Below are 24,337 nucleotides of genomic sequence, written 5' to 3'. Positions count from 1 at the left end.
TCTGTCGGCGAGTGTCGCCGCCAGTGCCTGCCGAGCGGAAGTGGAAGAGGGTCGAAGCGGGTCACCCGCGTTTCCCGGCAAGCCTCGCTGAAAGCCATCGGGTATTTCCCGACCGCATTTCGGGAGATTTCTGATTAAGAAAATCGGCGGATTCGAGAAGATGCGATCGAAAGGTAGATTGCGTATGCGTTTTGTCTTCGCTCTGCTTGTTTTGTCCGCCTGGCCGGCTGCAACCCAGGCACAAGTCGGTCTATGGCCGGGTCGCTCCAGGTAACCCGCCGCCCAGCGGTCAATATCGGGATTTCATCGTCGTCACACTCGGCTCTGAGCAAATCTCCGAGGTTTTCCACCTCGTGATTGCCGTTCCGGATCATCCACCAGCGCGTTCTTGTGAAGAATGCCATCCTTCATGATGACGACGAAGCTCCGTCCAGGATCGGCGACGAGATTGAGGTCCTGCAAGGGATTACCGTCGACCAGCAGAAGGTCGGCAAATGCGCCGGTCTCGACGATGCCGAGCCTGCGCCGATAGGGGTTGCGCTTGCCGGACAGGGCGAGCAGCTCGGCATTGGTCGAAGTTGCCATGATCAAGGCCTCGGCGGGCGTGTACCACCGGCCGAGCGAGGCCAGGATCGCGCCCTGTTGCTGGGCGAGGGCGCGCGAGAACAGCACGTCCGTACCCCACGCCACCTTGATCTTGTACTTGCGCGCCAGGGCATAGGTTCTGGCGATGCCGGGGAAGACCGCATATGCTTTTTCGCGCTGAACGGACCCCGGCGGAAGGCCCGTCCGCATTGCCTCGGGCAGCGGCTGCGCGCTCAGCCAAATGCCCTTGTCGGCGATCGTTCGGGCCATAGCCTCGCTCATCAGGAAGCCATGTTCGATGCAGAGAGCGCCGGCGTCGATCGCCAGTCGAATGGCGTCGTCGGTGAAGGCGTGCACCGTGACATAGGTGCCCCAGTTGCGCGCGGCCTCCACGGCAGCGCGAAGCTCGGCATCGCCAAAGGTCACGACGTCGATCGGACTGAATGGCGACGAAACCCCACCGCCCCCCGTAAGCTTGATCTGCGAAGCCCCTCGCATCAACTGCTCGCGGACTCTGACACGCATTTCGTCCGGGCCGTCGGCGATCGCGAAGCCGCCAATCTGCTCGCCGCGAGTCGGCGGTCCGCCGATCTGACGCGGCAGATCCGAGAGCTGACGAAAGTCGCCATGGCCGCTGGTGACGGTGATCATCGCTCCGGACGGGTAGATGCGTGGCCCGGGCACGATGCCGTCGTCGATCGCCTGCTTGAGGCCGAAGACCGGACCTCCGACATCGCGAACCGTGGTGAAGCCGCGCATCAAAGTATCCCGGGCTTCGTCCGCCGCAATGAGGTTCATGTATCCGACGTCGCCGGAAATCGCCTCGACCGGCGTCGGGCGGATCAGCATGGCATGCCAATGCGCATCGATGAGGCCGGGCATCAGGGTTCGGCCGCCGCCTTCGATCACCTGCGCACCCGGTTCCGACGCGATCGGATCGGTGGAAATACGTTCTATGACGTTGCCCCGGACAAGCACGTTCGACGGCGTCGACAGCCTTGGCGTCTTCCCATCGAAGATGCGCACGTTCTGAAAGAGGGTAACGCGGCCGGCTTCCCCGAGCATCGGCTGCGCGATGCCCGGCGACGAAGCGGCGATCAGGAACGTCAGCAGCATCGACATCGAGCGCAGCAGCGTGGTGGAAGAGAAGCGGGCTGGCCGGCCCGGTGAGGGTTTACGAGGAGCACGGAACGCCACGTTGCATTCTCCCGATATGCCCATCCTCTGAAGTGCCCCGATCGTCGCGAAGGCGCGAGACGCACCGGGATGGCGCGGCGAGACGCTAGTCGGCAGTTCCATGTGGCGATATCGGCAGAATTCCCGATCCGGACCGCTCAAAACCGGAGGCGACGCACCGCTTAACCTCCGGAATTCGTGTCAGTCGTCTTGGGGAAGCGCGACGCCTGTAAGATCCGCCAGCGCCTGCAGCAGCGCCTCGTGGAAGGCAGGGTCCTTCACTTCGTCCGCAGGCTCGGCCTGCCGCATCGCGTGCCAATAGCCGCCCGACACGAGCGCGGCGGGATCGTCGCTGCTGGCGAGCCAGCTCTGGGTACGCTGGCCGGTGTCGAGATCGACCGGGGCTGCGGCGCCGCCCATTTTCGTGCGGACCCAGCCGGGATCGACGGCATTGCTGAGCACTCTCGGCCAGCGCCGCGCCAGCGCATTGGCCAGCGCCGCGACATGCAGCTTGCTTTCGGCATAAGCCTGTGCCGAGTTCCACGGCCGCCGCGTCCATTCGAGATCCCGCAGCGACCCCGCGCCGCCGCGGTGCAGACCGCTGCTGAGATAGACGAGGCGATCGGGCCGGGCGATCAGGGCCGTGAGGATGTAGGGCGCCAGGCTGTTGACCGCGAAAGTGGTGGCGTGTCCTTCGGGAGTCGCACCGCGCGTCGGCGCCAAATAGATGCCCGCATTGTGGATGATTGCGTCCATTCTGCCGATCGCATTCACCTGATCGGCGACGGCCCGCGTTTCGTCGGCGCTGGCGAGATCTCCGACCGCCACCCCGGCCGAGCGCGATACGAGGTCGGCGACCGTCGAAGCGCGTTGCCGGGAGCGCGCATGCAAGACGACCTCATGGCCGCTGGCGAGGAGCGCCTCCGCTGCGGCTCGCCCGAGACCGTCGGTGCTGCCGGTGATGAAGATACGCGCCATTCCGTCGATCCTTTGCCGCGGCGGCCAGGATGCCTCGGCTCAGCGCCGTCCGCCCGCGCGTTTGTTCATCCGCATCTGCTGCTGCTTGCCGTAGCGAGTCTTGCGCGTGCCGGGCTTGCCCTCGGTCGAATTGCCGACCAGGGGCGCGCGCTTCTCGTGATCGGGGATGCCGAGCTCGTCGGCCTCCAGCCTGCGGATCTCGTCGCGCAATCGTCCCGCTTCCTCGAACTCGAGATCGGCGGCAGCCTTGCGCATCCTCTGTTCCAGGTCGGCGATATAGGCCTTGAGATTATGGCCGACGAGATGCGGGCGCTCCTCGTCGCCGGTGTCGACGACGACGCCGTCGCGGCTGGAGACGTGGGCGATGATGTCGGCGATGTTGCGCTTGATCGTCGTCGGCGTGATTCCATGCAACGCGTTATACGCTTCCTGCTTCTCGCGGCGGCGAGTCGTCTCGTTGAGCGCCCGCTCCATCGATCCGGTAACCCGGTCGGCATAGAGGATGACCTTGCCCTCGACGTTGCGGGCGGCGCGGCCGATCGTCTGGATGAGCGAGGTTTCCGAGCGGAGAAAGCCTTCCTTGTCGGCGTCGAGGATCGCGACGAGTCCGCATTCCGGGATGTCGAGCCCCTCGCGCAGCAGGTTGATGCCGACCAGCACGTCGTAGACGCCCAGACGCAAGTCGCGGATCAGCTCGATCCGCTCCAGAGTCTCGACGTCCGAGTGCATGTAGCGGACGCGCAATCCTGCCTCGTGGAGGAATTCGGTGAGATCCTCGGCCATCCGCTTGGTCAGCGTGGTGACCAGGGTTCGGTACCCCTTCTTCGCCACCTCCTTGCATTCGTGGATGAGATCGTCGACCTGGTCCTCGACCGGTCGGATCTCGACCGGCGGATCGATCAGCCCGGTCGGGCGGATCACCTGCTCGGCGAAGACGCCGCCGGTCTGCTCCATTTCCCAGCTGCCGGGAGTCGCCGAGACCGCCACCGTCTGCGGTCGCATCGCGTCCCACTCGTTGAAGCGCAGCGGCCGGTTGTCGATGCACGAGGGCAGGCGAAAGCCGTATTCGGCGAGCGTGATCTTGCGGCGGTGGTCGCCGCGCGCCATCGCGCCGATCTGCGGCACCGTCTGATGGCTCTCGTCGACGAACAAAAGCGCATTTTCGGGAAGATATTCAAACAAGGTCGGCGGCGGCTCTCCGGGCAACCGTCCGGTCAGGAAGCGGCTGTAATTCTCGATGCCCGCGCACGAGCCTGTGGCGGCGATCATCTCGAGATCGAAATTGGTGCGCTGCTCGAGCCGTTGCGCCTCCAGCAACTTGCCCTCGGCGACCAGCTCCTTCAGCCGCTCGGAGAGCTCGTGCTTGATCGCTTCCATCGCCTGCTTGAGCGTCGGCCCCGGAGTCACATAGTGGCTGTTGGCGTAGATCTTGACGTAGTCCAGCGCCGCGATCTTCTTGCCGGTCAGCGGATCGAATTCGACGATCTCCTCGATCTCGTCGCCGAAGAAGGCGATCCGCCACGCCATGTCTTCATAGTGGGAGGGAAAGATCTCGAGATTGTCGCCGCGCACGCGGAAATTGCCGCGGCCGAAGGCCTGATCGTTGCGCTTGTACTGCAGGGCGACAAGCTTGCGCACGACCTCGCGCTGATCCGCGGTCTCGCCTTTCTTGAGGCTGAAGGTCATCGCCGAATAGGTCTCGACCGAGCCGATGCCGTAGAGGCAGGACACCGAGGCGACGATGATCACGTCGTCCCGCTCCAGCAGCGCCCGCGTCGCCGAATGGCGCATGCGGTCGATGCCCTCGTTTACCGAGCTTTCCTTCTCGATATAGGTGTCGGAGCGCGGCACATAGGCTTCGGGCTGATAGTAATCGTAGTAACTGACGAAAAACTCGACCGCATTGTCGGGGAAGAAGCTCTTGAACTCGCCGTAGAGCTGCGCCGCCAGGATCTTGTTCGGCGCGAGGATCAGCGCCGGGCGCTGCAATTCCTCGATCACCTTGGCCATGGTGAAGGTCTTGCCCGATCCGGTGACGCCCAGCAGCACCTGGGTCTGCTCGCCCTCCCGCGCCGCCCCGGTCAGTTCGGCGATCGCGGTCGGCTGGTCGCCCGACGGCGAATAGTCCGAAACGAGCGTGAACTTGCGCCCGCCTTCCGCCTTGTCCGGCCGCTGCGGACGGTGGGGAACGAAGTCGCTGCCGGTCTCCGGCTCTTGAAGGCCGGTCCTGATGATGATGCCCATGGCTCCTATATGGTCATTCGATCGCCGCCGCGCTACCGTTCCACCACGACAATGAAGAGAAGGGGGATGGGATGCGGAGATTGATGCTGGCGTCGCTGTGTCTGGTGGCGGGTTGCGGTGCGGCCGAAGAGAAGAAAGCCGAGGCACCGGCGGCAGCGGCAATGGGTGCGGGCCAGTGGGAAACCGCGTTCGAGACGACCGCCTTCCGCTCCACCGACGGCAAGACCCCGATGCTCAAGGCGGCGGTCGGCGACAAGGCGACGTCGAGTGCCTGCATCGCTGCCGGCACCGACAGCAAGCCCGAGCCCGCCGTGCTGGTCGGCCCCGATTACAAGTGCAGCTATCAGCCGGGCAGCTACGTCAAGTCGGGCCGGATCAACGCGCAATTGACCTGCACGCGGGGCGGCAAGGGGCCGATCAACGTCAGCATCTCGGGAACTTCCACCGCCGATACGCTGGACGCGACCGCCGAGACGACCAGCTACCTGCCCGGCGACGGCGACTTCACCATGAAGCAGACGATCACGGCCAAGCGGACCGGCCCCACCTGCCAGGCGCCTGCGCCCGGCGCGGACGGCAACCAGACCGCCGACAAGGCGGCCTGATTTTCGCGCGGACGATCGCCATGCCCCTCATTCCCTGCCAGCGGGCGCGCTTCGAGATCCCGGCCGAGATCGCCTATTTCGATTGTGCAAAGATGTCGCCCTTGCTGATCGCGGCGGCGCAGGCGGGCGAGGAAGGGCTGCGGCGCAAGAGCCGCCCGTGGGAGATCAATGCTGCCAGCTTCTTCGATGAGGCGGAACGGGTCCGCGGCCTCTACGCGCGTCTGATCGGCGCGCGGGCCGACGACATCGCGATCATCCCGTCGGTCAGCTACGGCATGGCGACGGCGCTTCGCAACCTGCCGGTCACCGCCGGCCAGACGATCGTCACGCTGGCCGACGATTTCCCGTCGGGCATCTATGCGGCGCGGGCGCTGGCGCAGCAGGCCGAGGCGAAGGTGGTGACGGTGCCGCGGCCGGAGGGCGACGGCGACTGGAGCGCGGCTTTGCTGGACGCGATCGACGGCAGCACCGCTCTGGTCGTGTCGCCGCACGTGCACTGGATCCACGGCACTCGCATCGATGTCGAAGCCATCGCCCGGCGCTGCCGATCGGTGGGTGCCGCTCTGGTGCTCGACACCACCCAGTCAATGGGGGCGCTGCCGCTCGATCTCGCCGCGGTCGATCCCGATTACATGATCGCCGCCTCCTACAAATGGCTGCTCGGCCCCTACTCGGTCGGCTTTCTCTACGTCTCGCCTCGACATCAGGGCGGCCGTCCGCTCGAGGAGGGGTGGATCACCCGCAAGGGGGCGGAGGATTTCCGGTCCCTCGCCGGCTATTCGCAGGAACTGGAGCCGAGCGCACGCCGCTTCGACATGGGCGAGCGCTCCAACTTCGCCCTGCTGCCGGTCGCCGGCGCGGCGATCGCGCAACTGCTCGACTGGGGCGTCGCAAACATCTCCGAGGCGTTGGGCGCGATCACCGGCGATATCGCCGGCCAATTGGCCGATCACGGCATCGAGGCGTTGCCGGGCCGGGCACCCCATTTCCTGTCGGTGCGCTATCGCGCCGGCATGCCCGAGGACATCGAGGCGCGGCTGGCGGCGGCGAACGTCCATGTCAGCCTGCGCGGCGATACGATGCGGATCACGCCGCATCTTTACAATGACGACGCCGACGTTGCGCGCCTGGTCGCACAGCTTTCGGCCTGACTGCAAACAGAGGGAGTGCACAGATGAAGCTGAGAATCGCACTGGCAGCAATGAGCGTCGCGGCACTTGCCGGGTGCGGCGGGGGCGGCGGCGACAAGGCCGACGGCAATCAGCAGAGGGCTGCGGTCGACGGCACCGGTGGCATCTCCGGTGAAGCGATCCAGGTCCGCCCCGGCCAGTGGGAGATGCGCACCGAGGTCAAGGCGGTCAGCGGCCCCGGGGTGCCGGCCGGCGCCGTCGAGGCGATGAAGGCGCAGAAAACGACGGTGACCACCTGCATCACCGAGGAACAGGCGAAGACGTCCGATCCGAAGATGTTCACCGGCAAGCAGAATCCGAACTGCAAGGCGGAAGGGTTCAAGGCGAGCGGCGGCAAGATCGACGGCACTCTCACCTGCAAGGGCGAGAATGGGCAGCCCGGCGTGACGATGACCATGGCCGGCACCTTCGAAGCCGAGCGCTACGATCTGCAGATGAAGATGAAGATGGGCGGCCCGGAGCAGGGCATGACGATCGAGACCGCGACCAGCGGGCGGCGGATCGGCGAATGCCCGGCCGGCGCGAAGAGCTGAGCCGATGCTCGGCTACGCGACGGTCGGTACCAACGACATCGATCGGGCCCGCGCCTTCTACGACGCCCTGCTCGCCGAAATCGGCGGTCGGCGGGTGATGCAGTTTCCGGAAAACGGCTTCACCATGTACGGCACCGGCGGCCGTGCCCCGGGCCTTGCCGTCACCTGTCCCTATGACGGCGGCGAAGCCCGGCCCGGCAACGGCACGATGGCGGCGCTCGCGGTGGACAGCCGCGCCAAGGTCGACCGCCTCCACGCGCAGGCGCTCGCGCTGGGCGGCACGGACGAGGGCAGCCCGGGCCTTCGCACGCCCGAAGGCGATCGTGCCTTCTATGGCGCCTACTTCCGGGATCTCGACGGCAACAAGCTTTGTGCCTTCTGTATTGGCGGCGGGGACGCCGACGCGGCACACTGATCCTGGCTCCTTCTCTCCTCTTCCGTGCTGGAAGAGGAGAGAAGGGCTCACATGCGAGGCACTTCGATCGTCCGCCCGACCTCCGTCGCCACGAACGCGTCCTCGGCGATCTTGTGCGCGCGCTTCAGCGCTTCCAGCCGTTGCCGCGGTTCGTCGATCGGTTCGAAGGTGAGCTGGAAGGTGCCCCAGTGGATGCCGAGCGCGCGCGTCGGCCGCAGCCGCTCGAAGATCGCGACCGCCTCGGCCGGATCGATATGGTTGTTCTTCATGAAGTCGCGCGGCGCATAGGCGCCGATCGGAATGATCGCCAGGCGGTAGCCACCGCGGGCGGCGGCCTCCTCGACCCACCGGCCGTCTCCCCAGCCGGTGTCGCCGGCGAAGAACAGAGCGCCGCCGGGAAGGTCGACGCGGAAGGCGGACCACAAGGCGCGGTTGCGGTCGGCGCCCCAGCGAGAGCTCCAATGGTGGTTGCGCAGAATCTCGACGCGGGTCTCGGCGGTGACCGGCACGACACCGCGCCAGTCGCCGGCGACCGCTTCGATCCCGGCCGCGCGCAGGATGGTCTCGTTGCCGAGACTGGTGACGATCTTCGGACGGTCGCGCGCCCACAAGCGCTTCAGGGTCGGAAGATCGAGATGATCATAATGGTTATGGCTGATCAGCACGAGGTCGATCCTCGGCAGATCCTCGAACCGCACGCCAGGCGCCCGCACGCGCTTGGGCCCGGCGAACAATATTGGCGACGCGCGTTCCGACCAGACCGGATCGGTGAGGATGTTGAGACCGTCGGCCTGGACCAGCACGCTCGCGTGGCCGATCCAGGTGACCAGCATGCGGCCGCCGGCAACCCGCGCCGGCGGCCGGCTTGGTGTGACCGGAACACGGTCCGGCCAGCCTGCGCGATTGTCGCCCTTGAGCCAACGATTGATGAACCGCGCGGGGCTGCCTTGACCGGGGACGGGCGCGGCCAGCGGGTTGAAGAAACGGGCACCGTCGAAATGGTCGGATGGGGCGCCGCGATGATAGACACGGTCGAGCAGCGGCATCGCGACACTCGGCGCGAGGCAGAGCGCAATGACCAGGAAGAGAAGGGCTGTCCCGGCCCGGCGCAGCAGAGTTCGCATCGCTCGGTTCATAGCCGGCCCGGAAGGCGGCGCAAGCTAGCGCGTGATCGTGAACCCCGCCGGCGCCCGCTCCTCGCGATGCTCCTCGTGATACATGTCCATCGCGATCTGGCTGCGCCCGGGCGCCGCGGCGCCGCAATCGAGCGTGTAGAGACCGACGACGGAGCCGAAAGCGCCGACGCTGCCGCTCTTGCGATCGAACGCCTGCGGCGGCTTCCCGTCGGCGCAGCGCAGCCGGGCAAGATAGGCGCGCTCGCCTTCCGGGCCGCCGACCCGCACCGGGTTTTCCAGGGTGCCGAGCGGATGCGCGGAGGCCGCCTCCACCTCGCGGGCGAGCTCCGCGTCCGACGTTCCCTCGCCGATGCCGGCGAAGAGCTGCTCCGGAGCGTCGGTCCGCTTGCCGACCTTTTCGGCAGCGGGCGCGGTTGAAGCACAGAGCAGAGCGGCGGTGGCCGCGATCATGACGAGATGACGCATGGGGGACTCCGAACGGGGGGAATGCCATATTGGGTACCGGCGGCGCGAAGTACAGGTCGGCCTTGCCTTCCAGGCCCACCAAGCCGTTGAGCGGCAACGGGAAACCTGTCTCTGCATGGTAGAAAGGCGGGGATTTGTACCGCACCCATAACAGATGGGCAGGAACAAGACGGCCAATCAAGCGTCTTACCTTCAGTCCGTCGGATGAACTGCCCGGTTCGTCCGGCTAGTAACAGGAGGGAAGTATGGATCCCATTTCGATTATCGTATGGCTCGTCATCGGCGGCATCATCGGCTGGCTTGCGAGCATCATCATGCGCCGCGACGCGCAGCAGGGCATCCTGCTCAATGTCGTAGTCGGTATTGTCGGCGCTTTCCTCGGCGGACTGCTTTTCGGCCGTGGAGACATCAATAACGGACTGAGCGTTACCTCGTTCATCGTTTCGCTTCTCGGCGCGATCATTCTGCTCGCGATCGTCAACCTCTTCACCCGTCGCAGCCTGCGCTAAGCGCGGCCGCTTCGGATCTGAAAAGAAAGAGCCGTCCGGAGCGATCCGGGCGGCTCTTTCCTTATGCCCCGCATCGGCTGCAAGGGAGGCCGGCCCGCTGGGCCGGCGATTTCATTCCAGCTCGAAGGTCACGTTAAGGCTGACGCTCAGCGCCTGTTCGCCCGCGTCGATCTTGGCCGCTTCGGCCCGCGCCGCGAAGCCGCGGACGATGATCGGCCCCGGAGCGCCGCCGCCGCTCTCGCTGATCGCCAGGATCTTGCCGACCCGCTTGCCGGTGGCGCGGGCATAGAGCTCGGCGCGGCTTCGCGCATTGGCCAGTGCCTGGGTCCGCGCTTCGTCGAGCGCCGCTTCGGGCTTGTCGATCGACAGCGTCGGTCCATTGATCTGGTTCGCACCCTGCGCGACCAGAGCGTCAAGGATCCGGCCGGTATTGGCGATGTCGCGGAAGGTCACCGTGACCTCGTTCTGGGCGCGATAGCCGACCAGTTGCGGGTTGCCGCCGGTGCGGTCGTCCTGCCGATATTCGGGAAACAGGTTGATCGCGCTGGTCTGGACATCCTTGTCGGCGATCCCCGCCTTGCGCAACGCGTCGCGAACCTTGCGCATCTGGACGTTGTTCTGCTCCAGCGCTGCGGTGGCGCTCGGTGCGGTGGTGATCACCCCGGTGCTGATCCGGGCGACGTCGGGCACGCGGGTGACCTCGCCGGTGGCGACGACGTCGAGCCTGGTGCCGTTGATCGTCTGCACCGGCAACGTCGCCTGGCCGTGGGCCGCCGCGATCGGCGCTGCCGCCAACGCCAGAGCCGACGCCATCCTCATCTGCCGCATCATCAAATCTACTCCCAAATGGACGGCCCGCCGTTTCGGACCCGATCCGTCCTTAACGATGTTGCCCCTGCATCGTTTCTGAACGGCCCGGCGCGCGAATTCCGCGGTCCAACGAAAAAGGCGGTTGACGAGGCGGCGTTTAGCGGCGACTTGAACGGCCTGATGTCGATGCAGACGATCTCCTTTGCCTGGCGCTGGTGGTGGGATATTCCCTCGTCGGGCGGCGCGCGTGCATCGATGGTGAAACGGATCTGACCATCCGGATCTCCCAAGCAAGGCCCGCCCAACCGGCGGGCCTTTCTTTTTACGCGCATGCCCAGGATCATCGTCATGCTTCGCCCTGAACATCTCACCCTCGCCGATCCGGCCGAAGAGGATATCGAGCAGAGTGTCGAAACGGCGCTCGCAAGTCTCTTCGCCGGACGATCGCTGACCGAGCGCGCGGCCGAGCAGCTTTTTGCCGCTTTGGTCGAAGGCAGCCTCGCCGAACCCTCGATCGCCGCGATGCTGATCGCATTGAAACTGAAGGGCGAGACCGCCGAGGAACTGACCGGCGCCGCCCGCGCCCTTCGCGCCGCAGACGCGCCGTTCGAGCGCCCTGATTACCTGTTTGCCGACAGCTGCGGCACCGGCGGCGACGGCTCCGGATCGATCAACGTCTCGACGGCGGCGGGGCTCGCGGCAGCGGCGGCCGGGTTGCCGGTCGCCAAGCACGGCAATCGTTCGGTCACCTCCAGATGCGGCTCGGCCGACGTGCTCGAGCAGCTTGGCGCCCGCATCGACGTTTCGGCGGAGGTGTCGCGGCAGGCGCTCGATGCGGCCGGCTTCTGCTTCCTGTTCGCGCCCCGCTACCATCCCGGCCTGCGTCACGCCGGGCCGGTCCGCCGCGCGCTCAAGGTGCGCACGATCATGAACGTGCTCGGGCCCTGCCTGAACCCGGCCGAGCCGCAGGTGCAGTTGCTCGGGGTCGCCGAGCCGAAGCTGGTCGAGCCGGTGGCCAAGACCCTGCGCGCCCTCGGCGTCGAGCGTGCCCTGGTCGTGCATGGCGCCGGGCTGGACGAAGTGGCGCTGCACGGGCGCACCGAAGCGGTGCGGGTAACCGGCCGACAGCTCGAGCATCTCACGTTCGGGCCCGAGGATGCCGGCCTCCGCCGTCGCCCGCTCGACGCGCTCAAGGGCGGCGCGCCCGAAGAGAATGCCCTTCGCCTCAAGGCCTTGCTCCAGGGCCGGGGCGAACCCGCCGAAGCCGAAGTGGTCGCGCTCAATGCCGGCGCCCTGTTGTTCACGGCGGGCCTCGCCGGCACCCTGCGCGAGGGACTGGCAATGGCAATGGATGCGCTCCGATCGGGGGCGGCGCACCGCCGTCTCGAACTTTATGTAGAGGCCACGAATGACGGTATCAGCCAATGATTGATCCGGGCGGCGTGCTGGGCGAGATCGTCGCCCGCAAACGGATCGACGTCGGCGCGCGGCTCGCCGATATCGCGATCGAGGATCTGCGCGGCCGGGCGGAACCGACCCGCCGCAGCCTCAAGGCGGCACTGTCGGCACCGGGCGCGCGCTTCGTCATGGAGGTGAAGCGCGCTTCGCCGACCAAGGGCATCATTCGCGAAGGTGTCGATCCGGCGGCGATCGCCAAGGCCTATTCCGGTGCCGCAGACGCGATCAGCGTTCTCGTCGACACGCCCTATTTCGGCGGCTCCTACGCCGACCTCGAAGCGGTCCGGGCCGTGTTCGACGGACCGATCCTGGCCAAAGACTTCGTCGTCGATCCGCGCCAGGTCCCCGAAGCCCGCCTGCACGGCGCCGATGCGGTGCTGGTCATGCTCTCCGTGCTCGAGGACGATGAAGCCGCCGCGGTGATCGCGGAGGCGCGGGGGCTCGGCATGGACGCCCTCGTCGAGACCCACACCGAAGAGGAAGTCCGACGGGCGATTGCGCTCGGCGCCGAGATCATCGGCATCAACAATCGCCAGCTCAAGACCCTGAAGGTCGATCTGGCGGTGACCGAACACCTCGCGCCGCTGGTTCCGGCCGATCGGATCCTGATCGCCGAATCGGGCATCGAGAGCCGGGCCGACGTCGCCCGCCTCGCCCCTCACGCGGATGCCTTTCTGGTCGGGTCCTCGCTGATGTCGGCGTCCGATCCTGGGCTCGCCGCGCGTGCGCTGGCCTATGGCCGGGTCAAGGTGTGCGGGCTCACCGATCCCCGGGATGCCGCGGTGGCGGCAGGTGAGGGCGCGTCGTTCGCCGGGGTGATCATGGTGCCGGGAACGCCCCGCGCCGTGACGGTCGATCGGGCGCGGGAGATCGCCGCCGCAATCCCCGGACTTCCCCTTGTCGGCGTGTTTCGCAACGAGAAGGTGCTGCAGGTTGCCCAGGCCGCGCATTCGCTCGGCCTCCATGCCGTTCAGCTCCACGGCCAGGAAGACGCTTCCTACATCCGCGCCCTCCGCGCCCATCTGCCGGACGGGATCGAGATCTGGGCTGCGGCTTCGGTGGAAGGAGAGGTACCGGCGCAGCGGCCGGGCGCCGACCGCACCCTGTTCGACACCGGCAAAAACGGGCAATCGGGCGGAACCGGTACCGCGTTCGACTGGGCGCTGCTCGCCGGTCGTGGCGACCTTGCCGAAGGAATCCTTGCCGGCGGCCTCGGCCCCGACAATGCCGCTGCCGCCGCGAAGGTCGGCGCTTATGCTCTCGATATCGCCTCTGGCGTCGAAACGACGCCCGGCAGGAAGGATCCGGCCAAGCTTCACGCCTTCTTCGAGGGCCTGCGGCTGCCGGTCAGGAAGGAAATCGTCTCGTGTTGATGGATGGCCGTTTCGGCGCTTTCGGCGGCGCCTATGTTCCCGAAATCCTGATGCCCGCGCTGGAAATGCTGGAAAAGGCATTTCTCGACGCGCAGCAGGATGAGAGCTTCCGCGCCGAGCTTGGCGAATTGCTGCTCAAATATGCCGGCCGGCCGACGCCGCTGACCCGTTGCCGCAACCTCGGCAACGACCGCGCCCGCCTGTATCTGAAGCGCGAGGATCTGCTTCACGGCGGCGCCCACAAGACCAACCAGGTGCTCGCCCAGGGATTGCTCGCCAAGCGCATGGGCAAGACCAGGATCATCGCCGAGACCGGCGCCGGCCAGCACGGCGTCGCCACGGCCCTGACCGGCGCCCTGTTCGGGTTGAAGACCCGGATTTACATGGGCGCGCACGACGTCGAGCGGCAGAAACTGAACGTCTTCCGGATGCAGCTGATGGGCGCCGAGGTGATCCCGGTGACCAGCGGCGGCCAGACTCTGAAGGACGCGGTCAACGAGGCGCTGCGCGACTGGACGGCGAGCTTCGAGGACACCCATTATCTGCTCGGCACCGTCGCCGGGCCGCACCCGTTCCCGCTGATGGTCCGCGAATTCCAGCGCATCATCGGCCAGGAAGCGCGCGCGCAGATCCTGGAGGAGGAAGGCCGGCTTCCGGACGCGGTGATCGCCTGCGTCGGCGGCGGCTCCAACGCGATGGGGATGTTCGCCGATTTCGTCGGCGACGAAGACGTGCGGCTGATCGGGGTCGAGGCCGCTGGGCGGGGCGTCGACGGCGACGAGCATGGCGCGACCCTGTTGCGCGGCCGGCCCGGCATCCTCCATGGATCGGAAACCTATGTCCTGCAGGATTCCGATGGCCAGATCGCCGACACTTGGTCCGTGTCCGCCGGCCTCGATTACCCGGCCGTCGGGCCTGAGCACGCCTTCCTGAAGGACAGCAACCGCGCCGAATATGTTGGCGCGACCGACCGCGAAGCGCTCGACGCGTTCGCGCTGCTGGCCCGGTCGGAAGGGATCGTCTGCGCCTTTGAATCCGCCCATGCGCTGGCGCACGCGCTCAAGCTGATCGAGGCGGCGACCGAAGAACTGGTGCTGGTCGTCAATCTGTCCGGCCGCGGCGACAAGGACATGGAACAGGCGCAGCGTCTGCTCTCGGGAGATGACGCATGAATCGCTACGATGCGATGTTCCGCCGTCTGGCGCCGCGCGGCGAAGGCGCGTTCGGCGCGTTCGTGATGCTCGGTGATCCGGATCTCGCGACCAGCGCCGACATGCTCGACGCGCTGGTCGAAGGCGGCGCCGACATGCTCGAAGTCGGCATTCCCTTCTCCGATCCGGTGGCGGACGGGCCGGTGATCCAGGCGGCGGCGGTGCGGGCGCTCGGCCGCGGCCTCACACCGGCCGACTGCTTCGATCTGCTGCGCGATTTCCGCGTGCGTCACCCCGACGTTCCGGTCGGCCTGCTCACCTACGCCAACATCGTCGTCGCGCGTGGCCGAGAGGCTTTCTACGCAGCGGCGCAGGCGGCGGGGGTCGACAGCGTCCTCGTTGCGGACGTGCCGGTCTTCGAGGCGCCGCCCTATCTCCGGGCGGCGCGCGCCGCTGCGGTCGCGCCGGTGCTGATCGCGGCGCCGAATACCCCGGAGGCGACGCTCCGCCGCCTCGCCGCGGAAGGGGAGGGCTATACCTATTGCGTCGCCCGCGCCGGGGTGACCGGCGCCGACGAGGAGGTGCGCTTCGGCCATTCGCAATTGCTCGGCACCCTCAAGGCGTTCGGTGCGCCGCCGCCGGTGTTCGGCTTCGGCATCTCCCGGCCGGATCATGTCGCCGCGGCGCTCGACGCCGGTGCCGCCGGCGTGATTTCGGGGTCGGCGATCGTCCGGCTGATCGCCGAGCATCCCGGCGCGGAGGCCGATGCCGTACGCGGCTTCGTTGCCGACATGAAGGCGGCGACCCGCCGCTGACGTTTCCGGTCGAGGCGGCACTTCAGAGAAGCGTTTGCCGGCGGCGGTGGCCGCCGGCGATTGGGCAGATCAGGCGCGGCGGCCGGAGATCAGCTTCCAGACGAACAGGATCAGGATCGCACCGACGATCGCGGCTATGAAGCCGGCGCCCTCGCCGGGCCGATACCAACCGAGCGCATTGCCGAGAAAGCCCGCGACCAACGCGCCGGCGACGCCGAGCAGGATGGTGACGATGCAACCGCCCGGTTCCCGGCCCGGCACGACAGCCTTGGCGATGATTCCGGCGATGGCGCCGATGATGATCCAGCCGATGAAGCCATAGTCGGCCATCAAGTTCATCTGTTCCTCCCTTACCGTTTATTGCTCAGCCGCTGAAGTGGATATATCCGCAATGGCCTTGCTCCAACAAAAACGGTACAGACCGGTTCCGTCGCATCGGGGGCGATCGCGGCACTTTGGGCTTGAGGCAGGTGATTTATTCGGCTAACACAGTAGCCGGAGCATGGCCGAGCCGCAGGCGGTGTGGGGAACAATGGAAGTCATGAACGTGCAGCAGGGAAAATGGAGCAGCAACGCGCTCGAAGTCGAAACGCTTGACGACGCGGCGCTGGCCCGGCGGCGCAAGCGTCGCAACATCATCCTTGCCGTAGTCCTCGCGCTGGTCGTTCTCGCCGGCGCCTATTTCGCGTTCGGCAAGAGCGGCGGCGACAAGGCCGGCGCGGACAAGGCGGCGGCAACTGCCGGAGGCAAGGATGGTCAGGTGCCGCGCGTCAGCGTCGTCGTTCCGGGCCGTCAGCAGGTCGCGCGGATGATCACCGCCACCGGCACGCTTGCGGCGCGGCGTGACATGCCGGTCGGGGTTGCCGGCGAAGGCGGCATGGTCACCCGCGTGCTGGTCGAGCCGGGCCAATGGGTCGGTGCCGGGCAGACGCTCGCGATCATCGAGCGTTCGGTTCAGTCGCAGGAAGCGCAGCAGCTCGCCGCCTCGATCGAGGTCGCCCGCGCCGACGCGCGTCTGGCCCAGCAGGAGCTCGAGCGCGCCCAGTCGCTGGTCGGCCGTGGCTTCATCTCCAAAGCCGACGTCGAGCGGCGGACCGCAACCCGCGATGCCGCCAATGCCCGCGTCCGGGTCGCGCAGGCGCAGCTCGGCGCGACTCGCGCCCGCATCGGCCGCCTCGACGTTCGCGCACCGGCCGCCGGATTGGTCCTCGACCGCAACGTCGAAGCGGGTCAGGTCGTGAGCAGCGGCTCGGGCGCTCTGTTCCGGATCGCTCAGGGCGGCGAGATGGAGCTGCTCGCCCGGCTCAGCCAGGAAGATCTCGGCCGGCTGCGGCCGGGTGTGCCCGCCACCGTGACTCCGGTCGGCACTCCGCAAAGTTTCGCCGGGCGCGTCTGGCAGGTGTCGCCGATCATCGATCCGCAGACCCGCCAGGGCGATGCGCGAATCGCCGTGCCGTATAACGATCTGCTGCGGCCGGGCGGCTTCGCCACCGCAGCGATCCAGGCCGGTGCCGTCGATGCGCCGCTGCTCCCGGAAAGCGCCGTGCAGAGCGATGCCAAGGGCAATTACGTCTTCCTGGTCGATCAGAAGAACCAGATCCTGCGCCGCAACGTCCAGGTCGGCGAAGTCTCCGATCAGGGTGTCGCCATCCTGTCGGGGCTGAACGGCAACGAGCGGGTCGTGCTTTCGGCGGGCGCGTTCCTCAATCCGGGCCAGAAGGTCGTCCCCGTCCGCGCGACCGCCAAATAAGGGCTGCGATCGATGAACTTCCGCAACATCTCCGCCTGGTCGATCCGGAACCCGATCCCTCCGATCGTGCTGTTCGTCGCACTGACGCTGGCCGGCCTGATCAGCTTCATGCGGATGGACATCAATGCGATGCCGGACGTGGAATTCCCCGTCGTCAGCGTCGCGATCAGCCAGCCGGGCGCGGCCCCGACGGAGCTCGAGACCCAGGTGACGCAACGCGTCGAAGCGGCCGTGCGCGGGGTCAACGGGGTCGACGAGATCACCTCCTTCGTCGGCGAGGGCTATTCGCGCACCGTCATCCAGTTCGACATCGGCACGCCGGTCGATCGCGCGGTCAACGATGCCCGCAATGCCGTCTCCCAGATCCGCAGCGAGCTGCCCGAAGGCATTCTCGAGCCGCAGGTCACGCGCCAGGACGTCGCCAGCGGCGGGCCGATCGCCTACATTTCCGCCGAGGCGACCGACATGTCGCTGGAGGAGCTCAGCTGGTACGTCGACAACACCGTCGCCAAGCGGCTGCTGTCGATCCCCGGAATGGCCAATGTCGGCCGCGGCGGCGGCGTCAGCCGCGAGATCCGGGTGATCCTCGATCCCGCCAAGATGCAGGCGCAGGGCGTCACCGCCGCGCAGGTCAACGCACAGCTGCGCCAGACCAACCTCAACGCCGCCGGCGGCCGCGCCGAGATCGCCGGCTCCGAACAGGCCGTGCGCGTGCTCGGCAATGCCGCCGACGCTTATGCGCTCGGCGAGACCCAGATTTCGGTCGGGGCAGGACGAACCGTCAAGCTGTCCGACATTGCGGTGGTCCGGGATCTCTATGCCGAGCAGCGCTCGCTGGCGATGATGGACGGCAAGCAGGTGCTGAGCTTCGGCGTCGAAAAGGCCAAGGGCTCGTCCGATGTCACCGTCTACAATGCGGTGAAGGAAGAGCTGAAGAAGCTGGAGCAGGAGAGCGGCAAGGTCCACTTCACCGAGCTCTTCACCTCCGTCAAATACACCAATGAACAATATACCTCGGCGATGGAGGCGATGGTCGAGGGCGCGGTATTGGCCGTGCTCGTCGTCCTGATCTTCCTGCGCGACTGGCGTGCGACGATCATTTCCGCGCTGGCGATCCCGATGTCCGCGATCCCTGCCTTCTGGTTCATGGACATGCTCGGCTTCACGCTGAACACGATCAGCCTGCTGGCGCTCAGCCTCGTCGCCGGCGTGCTGGTGGATGATGCCATCGTCGAGATCGAGAATATCGTGCGCCACATGCGCATGGGCAAATCCGCCTATCAGGCATCGATCGACGCTGCCGACGAGATCGGTCTCGCCGTGCTCGCGACGACGATGGCGATCGTCGCGGTGTTCCTGCCGGTCGGTCTGATGCCGGGCCTCTCCGGCCAGATCTTCAAGCAGTTCGGCCTCACCGTCGTCATCGCGGTGCTGATGAGTCTCGCGGTCGCGCGTCTGATCACCCCGATGATCGCGGCCTACTTCCTCAAGTCGCACGGCCAGCAATCGCACGGCGAGAACTGGCTGATGGATCGCTACATGGGCCTGCTTCGGTTGTCCTTGCGGCACCGTTGGAAGACTGCATTGTGCGGCTTGCTCGCCTTCGTCGCCACCATCTTCGCGTTCGGCAGCCTGCCGACCGAATTCCAGCCGACGACCAACTCGGATTTCAGCCAGGTCCGGATCGAAATGGTGCCGGGGTCCACGGTGCAGCAGACGCAGGCGGTGACGGAGCGGGTCGCCGCCATGCTCCGCCGGCAGCCGGAGGTCGAAAAGGCATTCTCCGACATCAACCCGACCGCGGGGACGATCTACCTGACCCTGCGCAAGGAGCGTGAGAAGAGCAGCGTCGAGTTCGAGCGCAGCATGGCGCCGCATCTCAACGAGATCGCCGATGCCCGTGTGACCTTCGCGTCGCAATCCGGCGGCGGCAGCGGCCGCGATCTCACCATTGCGCTCGGCGGCGACGATCCGGCGGTGCTTACCGAGACGGCCAACAAGATCATCGCCGAGATGAGCGCCCTTCCGGAAGTCGTCGCGCCCCGCGTCAATGGCGACGTCCAGCGGCCGGAGATCACGATCAAGCCGCGCCTCGATCTCGCCGCCGATCTTGGCGTCACCACCTCGGCGCTCAGCCAGACGATCCGGATCGCCACTTTGGGCGAGATCGATCAGAACAGCGCCAAATTCTCGCTCTCGGACCGTCAGATCCCGATCCGGGTCGCGCTCGAGGAAGGGAGCCGCAAGAGCCTCGGCACCATCCAGAACCTGCCGGTGCCGACGTCGCGCGGCGGCACGGTGCCGCTGAAGCTGGTCGCCGACATCAGCTTCGGAGCCGGTCCGACCGAGCTTCGCCGCTACAATCAGGTTCGCCGGACCATGATCGGCGCCGATCTCGCGCCGGGGCTGGTCACCAGCCAGGCGATGAAGAAGATCGAGGCGCTTCCGACGATGTCGAACCTGCCCCAGGGCGTTCGGCGCCTGACCATGGGCGACAGCAAGTTCGAGCAGGAGATGATCACGAACTTCATGATTGCGGTCCTGTCGGGCGTGTTCATGGTCTTCGCGGTGCTGGTTCTGCTCTACAAGCGGATCCTGCCGCCGTTCGTGAACATGGGCTCGCTGCTGCTGGCACCGCTGGGCGGCGCGCTCGCCCTGCACCTGAGCGGCATGGCGATGTCGATGCCGGTCTATATCGGCTTGCTGATGCTGCTCGGCATCGTCTGCAAGAACTCGATCCTGCTCGTCGATTTCGCGCTGGAGGAGATGGACCGCGGCGTCGACAAATGGACGGCGATCATGGAGGCGGGCCATAAGCGGGCCCAGCCGATCGTGATGACCACGGTCGCGATGGTGGCCGGCATGGTGCCGACGGCCGTGTCGCTCAACGGCGATGCGGCGTGGCGCGCGCCGATGGGCGTCACCGTGATCGGCGGCTTGATCCTGTCGACGATCCTGACCTTGGTCATCGTGCCGGCCTGCTTCAGCCTCGCGGTCGGCTTCGAGCAGCGTCTCGGGCCGAAGCTCCGCCGGATCTTCACCAATGGTGGAGAGGATGGGCATCCCGTTTCGGCAACCCAGCCGGCGGAGTGACGCGGCGACCCCGCATATTCAGTCCGACGGTCCGCTGCGGCGGGCGCACGAAAAAGGGGGAGCCCGGTCGCGCTCCCCCGATTTTCGTGTTGAGGCTCGGCTCAGTTGCAGTAGCCGAAGGCGTGCGCGAACCACGAATAATAACTGGTGTCCGGATTGATGTCGCAGATGCTGACCGCCCGCGCCGGTGTCGCAGCCGCAGTCGACGTCACGACGATGATCGCGATTGCGGTCGCCACTCTCCTGATCCTCATATCCGTGCTCCCTCTGTTGTGCCCCCTCGAAAGGAGTGGGGACCACCTTCTCGCACGCGCGACGCGCGCATGGCACCTGCGAGACAGATCCGTTTCGGACCGATCGTGTCCACGCAGTGCCGCATGCCGCCTCTTGGCGGGCCGATGAACCTTCGCGCCCTCCGACCATTGTCGCAGCGATGAGTCGCACCAGCCCGCCCGCTGCCCAGATGGTCATGTCCGGTGCGAACGGCGCCAGGATGCGTTTCGTCGCGACGACGATGCTGATTGCGATGGCGGCCCTGTTTCTGGTCGCCGGGCGGTATGACGACCTCCACCCGGCCTGGGGCTTCGTGCGCGCCTTTGCCGAAGCGGCGATGGTCGGCGGCCTCGCCGACTGGTTCGCCGTGACGGCGCTCTTCCGCCATCCGCTCGGCCTTCCGATCCCGCACACCGCCATCATTCCGCGCAACAAGGATCGGATCGGGGAGACGCTTGCGTCGTTCCTGCGCGACAACTTCCTGATCCCATCGGTGGTCGCGCGGCGGATGCGTGCGGTGGACATCGCGGGCGCGATCGGCCGCTTCCTCGCCAACCCCCCGCCGGAGGGACGGCTGCGCGAGGGCGCATCGCGCCTCTTCGCAGGCCTGCTCGAGAGTCTCGACGAGGAGCGTCTTGGCGGCATGGTCAAGGCCGCCGTTGCCGCACGGCTGAAGACGCTCGACGTCTCGCCTTTGCTCGGCAAGACTTTGGAAGCAGCGATCACCGAGGAGCGGCACGTGCCGATGCTCGACTCCATCGTCACCTGGGCGGGCCGGACCCTCGACGCGAACGAAGACATCATCCGCGCGATGGTCCACCAGAAAGCGGGCTGGATCGTCCGGCTGGCCGGACTGGACGAGCGGCTCGCCGATGCCATCGTCGACGGCCTGCGCCGCCTCACCATCGACATGGCGATCGATCCCCAGCACCCGCTCCGCGCCAAGGCCGAAGAGGGGCTCGCAGGCCTTGCCTGGGACATGCAGTGGGACGACGAGACCAAGGACAAGGTCGAGGCCTGGAAGGCCGAGATCCTGGCCAACAAGGCGGTCACCGAATGGGTCGGCGGCCTGTGGGAGAATAGCCGCGCCGCCCTGCTCAAGGCGGCGCGCGATCCCGATGCGGTCCTCGCCGGCAAGTTCGGGGAAGCGCTACGCCAGCTCGGGGAGACCGTTCAGCAGGATCCGCGGCTGAAGGCAGCGATCAACGGCTTCGCGCGCCGCGCCGTCGTCGGCGTCGTCGCGACCTATGGCAGCGGTATCGTCACCCTGGTTTCCGACACCGTGCGCGGCTGGGACGCGCGCACCATTACCGGGCGGCTGGAAAATGCGGTCGGCCGCGATCTCCAATATATCCGCATCAACGGCACGCTGGTGGGCGGGCTGGTCGGCCTTGCCATCCACACCGCAGAGGTGCTGACGTAAGGGAAATCCTCCCCGGCACGGGGAGGGGGGGCGCGCGCAGCGCGGTGGAGGGGGTTCCGAGCCCCCGTTGCCGCCAGACCGCCAGGCACCCTACGGGCCTCCCAACCCCCTCCACCATCCTCCGGTTGGTCCCCCTCCCCGCGCGCGGGGAGGATCTGGGAAGGAGGTCCCGCTCAGCCGTCGCTGGCGCGCTCGATGTCGGCGCCCACGGCCTGGAGCTTCTCTTCGAGGCGCTCGTAGCCGCGGTCCAGATGGTAGACGCGGTTGACCTGGGTCTCGCCGCTGGCGGCAAGGCCGGCGAGGACGAGGCTCATCGAGGCGCGAAGGTCGGTCGCCATCACCGGCGCGCCGTGCAGCGCCCCGACACCCTTCACCACGGCCGAGCGGCCGCGAACCTCGATGTCCGCACCCATGCGGTGCAGCTCGGGCACGTGCATGTAGCGATTCTCGAAGATCGTCTCGGTGAGCAGGCTGGTGCCCTCGGCGAGCGTCAGCATCGCCATGAATTGCGCCTGCATGTCGGTCGGGAAAGCCGGGTAGGGGGCGGTCGAGAGCGACAGCGGCTTGAGCCCGCCGTCGGCGCGCACGCGGATGCCGTCGTCCAGATCCTCGACGATCAGGCCGGCGTCGGTGAGGCTGGAGAGGATGGAGGGCATCGTCTCCTTGCGGGCGCCGATCAGGTCGAGCGAACCGCCGGTGATTCCGGCCGCGCAGGCATAGCTGCCGGCCTCGATCCGGTCCGGCATCACCGAATAGGTGGCGCCGTGCAGCCGGTCCTTGCCCTGGATGGTCAGCGTATCGGTACGAAGCCCTTCGATGTCGGCGCCCATCGCGATCAGGCATTTGGCAAGGTCGGTGATTTCGGGCTCGCGCGCGGCATTCTCGATCACCGTCGTGCCCTTGGCGAGCACCGCTGCCATCAACGCATTCTCGGTCGCACCGACGGACACGAACGGGAAGCGGATCGTGCCGCCCTGCAGGCGTCCGCCGGGCGCGGTCGCCTTGACGTAGCCGGAGGCGATCTCGATCTCGGCGCCGAGCGCTTCCAACACCTTGAGGTGAAGATCGACCGGACGCATGCCGATCGCGCAGCCCCCCGGCAGCGACACCGTCGCTTGACCGGCGCGCGCGACCAGCGGTCCGAGCACCAGGATCGAGGCGCGCATCTTGCGGACGATATCGTAGGGTGCGACCGTCGAGGCGATATTGGACGCGCGCAGGGTCATCACCCGGCCGAACTCGTCGGGGCGGGCGCCCTCGATCATCGTCGAGACGCCCAGCTGGTTGAGCAAATGCCCGAAGCTGTCGACGTCGGCGAGCCGCGGCAGATTGCGCAGGGTCAGCGGCTCGTCGGTGAGCAAGGCGCAAGGCAGCAAAGTAAGCGCCGCGTTCTTCGCTCCGGAAATCGGAATGCGGCCGTTGAGGGGCTTTCCGCCCCGGATGATGATGCGATCCATGTCGGGTTCTTAGTGGTTTGGCGGCTCCGTGCAAGGGGCCGGGAGAGGACCCAAGGGATCTCATCAGGCTGCTCTTATCCTCCCTGTCCGCGAAGCGGATGGGGACCATGCGAAGCATGGTGGAGGGGCGATCATCGCAAAAAGCGCTCCACCGCAGGTCGTGCGATTCCGCTCCCGTCCCCTATTGCGACAGGGAAGACTTCGGGGCTTTAGTGCGGCGGAACCCGCAAACTCAGATGCCATCGTCTTGAAGGCAGCCGTCCGTGGTGTTCCGGGGATCCACTCAGCTGCTCTAACACCTCGATGCGCCGAGGGATCGTTCTTGAAGGTGCCGCTGGATGGACAGCCGGCCTTCTTACGCCTTTTCCAGCGTGCACTGCAGCGGGTGCTGGTTCTCCCGTGCGTAATCGATCACCTGGGAGACCTTGGTCTCGGCCACTTCGTAGCTGAACACGCCGCAGACGCCGACTCCGCGCTGATGCACCTGGAGCATCACCCGGGTCGCGTCTTCGATCCCCATCTTGAAGAAGCGTTGCAGGACGAGCACGACGAATTCCATCGGCGTGTAATCGTCGTTGAGCATCAGCACCTTGTAGGGCGACGGCGTCTTGGTGCGGGTGCGAGTCCGGGTCGCAACGCCGAGGCCTGTTCCCTCGTCGTCGCCCTTGCCTTCGCCCGCGGCGGTGATCGTCAATTCATTCGATGACATAAGCATGCACTAAATATTGCACCGGATGCACGTCGGACAAGAGATTCGCTGCTGCTGCAAGCGATAAACGCACACGCCTCGGCGAATTTCCCTCGGCCGAAGCGGCGTGTCGCACCAGGTTCGCCTGCGGTCCACCCAGCAAAAAGGCGGCCCGTCCGCCGGACGGGCCGCCTTTCTGATCTCGTGCGT

The 24,337-nt window shown here is 66.8% G+C and carries 23 protein-coding genes; 13 read left to right on the top strand and 10 right to left on the bottom strand.

Annotated elements, in window-relative coordinates; all coding sequences use genetic code 11:
- Positions 1–312 precede the first annotated feature (312 nt).
- The 3 genes from ETR14_RS06280 to uvrB form a co-directional block, all read right to left on the bottom strand.
- Positions 313–1,707, bottom strand: coding sequence for an amidohydrolase family protein (locus ETR14_RS06280; protein WP_129383865.1), 1,395 nt, complete (start codon positions 1,705–1,707; stop codon positions 313–315).
- Between the two features lie 255 nt (positions 1,708–1,962).
- The gene (locus tag ETR14_RS06275) at positions 1,963–2,739 is read right to left on the bottom strand and encodes an SDR family NAD(P)-dependent oxidoreductase (protein WP_129383864.1); all 777 of its coding nucleotides are present in this window, start codon (positions 2,737–2,739) and stop codon (positions 1,963–1,965) included.
- 39 nt (positions 2,740–2,778) lie between these two features.
- The gene (uvrB, locus tag ETR14_RS06270) at positions 2,779–4,983 is read right to left on the bottom strand and encodes an excinuclease ABC subunit UvrB (RefSeq protein ID WP_129383863.1); all 2,205 of its coding nucleotides are present in this window, start codon (positions 4,981–4,983) and stop codon (positions 2,779–2,781) included.
- Between the two features lie 71 nt (positions 4,984–5,054).
- Here uvrB and ETR14_RS06265 point away from each other — a divergent pair, with 71 nt between their 5' ends.
- From ETR14_RS06265 to ETR14_RS06250, 4 genes are read left to right on the top strand one after another with little or no spacing between them, the layout of a single operon-like run.
- Positions 5,055–5,588 carry a DUF3617 family protein gene (locus ETR14_RS06265; protein WP_129383862.1) on the top strand — a complete coding sequence of 178 codons (534 nt, stop codon included), beginning with the start codon at positions 5,055–5,057 and terminating at the stop codon, positions 5,586–5,588.
- A gap of 20 nt (positions 5,589–5,608) precedes the next feature.
- Positions 5,609–6,739: an aminotransferase class V-fold PLP-dependent enzyme gene (locus tag ETR14_RS06260; RefSeq protein ID WP_129383861.1), complete on the top strand. Its 1,131-nt coding sequence runs from the start codon at positions 5,609–5,611 to the stop codon at positions 6,737–6,739.
- Positions 6,740–6,762: 23 nt separating this feature from the next.
- The gene (locus ETR14_RS06255; RefSeq protein WP_129383860.1) at positions 6,763–7,311 is read left to right on the top strand and encodes a DUF3617 domain-containing protein; all 549 of its coding nucleotides are present in this window, start codon (positions 6,763–6,765) and stop codon (positions 7,309–7,311) included.
- 4 nt (positions 7,312–7,315) lie between these two features.
- Positions 7,316–7,726, top strand: a complete 411-nt coding sequence (locus ETR14_RS06250) for a VOC family protein (protein WP_129383859.1) — start codon at positions 7,316–7,318, stop codon at positions 7,724–7,726.
- 47 nt (positions 7,727–7,773) lie between these two features.
- Here ETR14_RS06250 and ETR14_RS06245 read toward each other — a convergent pair whose 3' ends face one another.
- The gene (locus ETR14_RS06245) at positions 7,774–8,850 is read right to left on the bottom strand and encodes an MBL fold metallo-hydrolase (RefSeq protein WP_243455788.1); all 1,077 of its coding nucleotides are present in this window, start codon (positions 8,848–8,850) and stop codon (positions 7,774–7,776) included.
- A gap of 36 nt (positions 8,851–8,886) precedes the next feature.
- A complete protein-coding gene (locus ETR14_RS06240; RefSeq protein WP_129383857.1) occupies positions 8,887–9,327 on the bottom strand; it encodes a hypothetical protein in 441 nt (146 codons plus the stop codon).
- Between the two features lie 254 nt (positions 9,328–9,581).
- Here ETR14_RS06240 and ETR14_RS06235 point away from each other — a divergent pair, with 254 nt between their 5' ends.
- Positions 9,582–9,836 carry a GlsB/YeaQ/YmgE family stress response membrane protein gene (locus tag ETR14_RS06235; protein WP_129391437.1) on the top strand — a complete coding sequence of 85 codons (255 nt, stop codon included), beginning with the start codon at positions 9,582–9,584 and terminating at the stop codon, positions 9,834–9,836.
- Between the two features lie 111 nt (positions 9,837–9,947).
- Here ETR14_RS06235 and ETR14_RS06230 read toward each other — a convergent pair whose 3' ends face one another.
- Positions 9,948–10,667, bottom strand: coding sequence for an SIMPL domain-containing protein (locus ETR14_RS06230; protein WP_371416753.1), 720 nt, complete (start codon positions 10,665–10,667; stop codon positions 9,948–9,950).
- 15 nt (positions 10,668–10,682) lie between these two features.
- On the opposite strand from ETR14_RS06230, the gene ETR14_RS06225 reads away from it, so the two are divergent.
- The 5 genes from ETR14_RS06225 to trpA all read left to right on the top strand — a co-directional run bounded on the left by ETR14_RS06225 (position 10,683) and on the right by trpA (position 15,443).
- The gene (locus ETR14_RS06225) at positions 10,683–10,919 is read left to right on the top strand and encodes a hypothetical protein (RefSeq protein WP_129383855.1); all 237 of its coding nucleotides are present in this window, start codon (positions 10,683–10,685) and stop codon (positions 10,917–10,919) included.
- A gap of 75 nt (positions 10,920–10,994) precedes the next feature.
- Positions 10,995–12,074 (top strand): anthranilate phosphoribosyltransferase, encoded by a 1,080-nt coding sequence (gene trpD / locus ETR14_RS06220; RefSeq protein WP_129383854.1) that lies wholly within the window; start codon positions 10,995–10,997, stop codon positions 12,072–12,074.
- Positions 12,071–13,477, top strand: coding sequence for a bifunctional indole-3-glycerol-phosphate synthase TrpC/phosphoribosylanthranilate isomerase TrpF (gene trpCF / locus ETR14_RS06215; protein ID WP_129383853.1), 1,407 nt, complete (start codon positions 12,071–12,073; stop codon positions 13,475–13,477). Before trpD ends, trpCF begins: the two co-directional genes overlap by 4 nt.
- Complete coding sequence (gene trpB / locus ETR14_RS06210; protein ID WP_129383852.1) at positions 13,477–14,649, top strand: tryptophan synthase subunit beta; 1,173 nt, start codon at positions 13,477–13,479, stop codon at positions 14,647–14,649. Before trpCF ends, trpB begins: the two co-directional genes overlap by 1 nt.
- A complete protein-coding gene (trpA, locus tag ETR14_RS06205) occupies positions 14,646–15,443 on the top strand; it encodes a tryptophan synthase subunit alpha (RefSeq protein WP_129383851.1) in 798 nt (265 codons plus the stop codon). Before trpB ends, trpA begins: the two co-directional genes overlap by 4 nt.
- Positions 15,444–15,512: 69 nt before the next feature.
- Here trpA and ETR14_RS06200 read toward each other — a convergent pair whose 3' ends face one another.
- A complete protein-coding gene (locus ETR14_RS06200) occupies positions 15,513–15,782 on the bottom strand; it encodes a GlsB/YeaQ/YmgE family stress response membrane protein (protein WP_129383850.1) in 270 nt (89 codons plus the stop codon).
- A 163-nt stretch (positions 15,783–15,945) separates the two neighbouring features.
- Between ETR14_RS06200 and ETR14_RS06195 the strand changes: the two genes are divergently transcribed.
- Both ETR14_RS06195 and ETR14_RS06190 read left to right on the top strand, forming a co-directional pair.
- The gene (locus ETR14_RS06195; RefSeq protein ID WP_243455787.1) at positions 15,946–17,193 is read left to right on the top strand and encodes an efflux RND transporter periplasmic adaptor subunit; all 1,248 of its coding nucleotides are present in this window, start codon (positions 15,946–15,948) and stop codon (positions 17,191–17,193) included.
- A 12-nt stretch (positions 17,194–17,205) separates the two neighbouring features.
- Positions 17,206–20,286, top strand: a complete 3,081-nt coding sequence (locus ETR14_RS06190) for an efflux RND transporter permease subunit (RefSeq protein WP_129383849.1) — start codon at positions 17,206–17,208, stop codon at positions 20,284–20,286.
- Between the two features lie 101 nt (positions 20,287–20,387).
- On the opposite strand, the gene ETR14_RS28165 is transcribed toward ETR14_RS06190, so the two are convergent.
- Entirely contained in the window at positions 20,388–20,540 is a 153-nt protein-coding gene (locus ETR14_RS28165) for a hypothetical protein (protein ID WP_165356340.1), read from the bottom strand.
- A gap of 179 nt (positions 20,541–20,719) precedes the next feature.
- Between ETR14_RS28165 and ETR14_RS06185 the strand changes: the two genes are divergently transcribed.
- Positions 20,720–21,982 (top strand): DUF445 domain-containing protein, encoded by a 1,263-nt coding sequence (locus tag ETR14_RS06185; protein WP_243455786.1) that lies wholly within the window; start codon positions 20,720–20,722, stop codon positions 21,980–21,982.
- Between the two features lie 173 nt (positions 21,983–22,155).
- On the opposite strand, the gene murA is transcribed toward ETR14_RS06185, so the two are convergent.
- Together murA and clpS are read right to left on the bottom strand one after the other, a co-directional pair.
- A complete protein-coding gene (gene murA / locus ETR14_RS06180; protein WP_129383848.1) occupies positions 22,156–23,439 on the bottom strand; it encodes a UDP-N-acetylglucosamine 1-carboxyvinyltransferase in 1,284 nt (427 codons plus the stop codon).
- Positions 23,440–23,794: 355 nt separating this feature from the next.
- Positions 23,795–24,148 carry an ATP-dependent Clp protease adapter ClpS gene (gene clpS / locus ETR14_RS06175; RefSeq protein ID WP_206185985.1) on the bottom strand — a complete coding sequence of 118 codons (354 nt, stop codon included), beginning with the start codon at positions 24,146–24,148 and terminating at the stop codon, positions 23,795–23,797.
- Between the last annotated feature and the right edge of the window lie 189 nt (positions 24,149–24,337).

The sequence above is a fragment of the Sphingosinicella sp. BN140058 genome (assembly GCF_004135585.1).
GTDB lineage: Bacteria > Pseudomonadota > Alphaproteobacteria > Sphingomonadales > Sphingomonadaceae > Allosphingosinicella.
The sequence above is the reverse complement of the archived record's forward strand: the minus strand, read 5'-3'. Positions and strand labels throughout refer to the sequence as shown.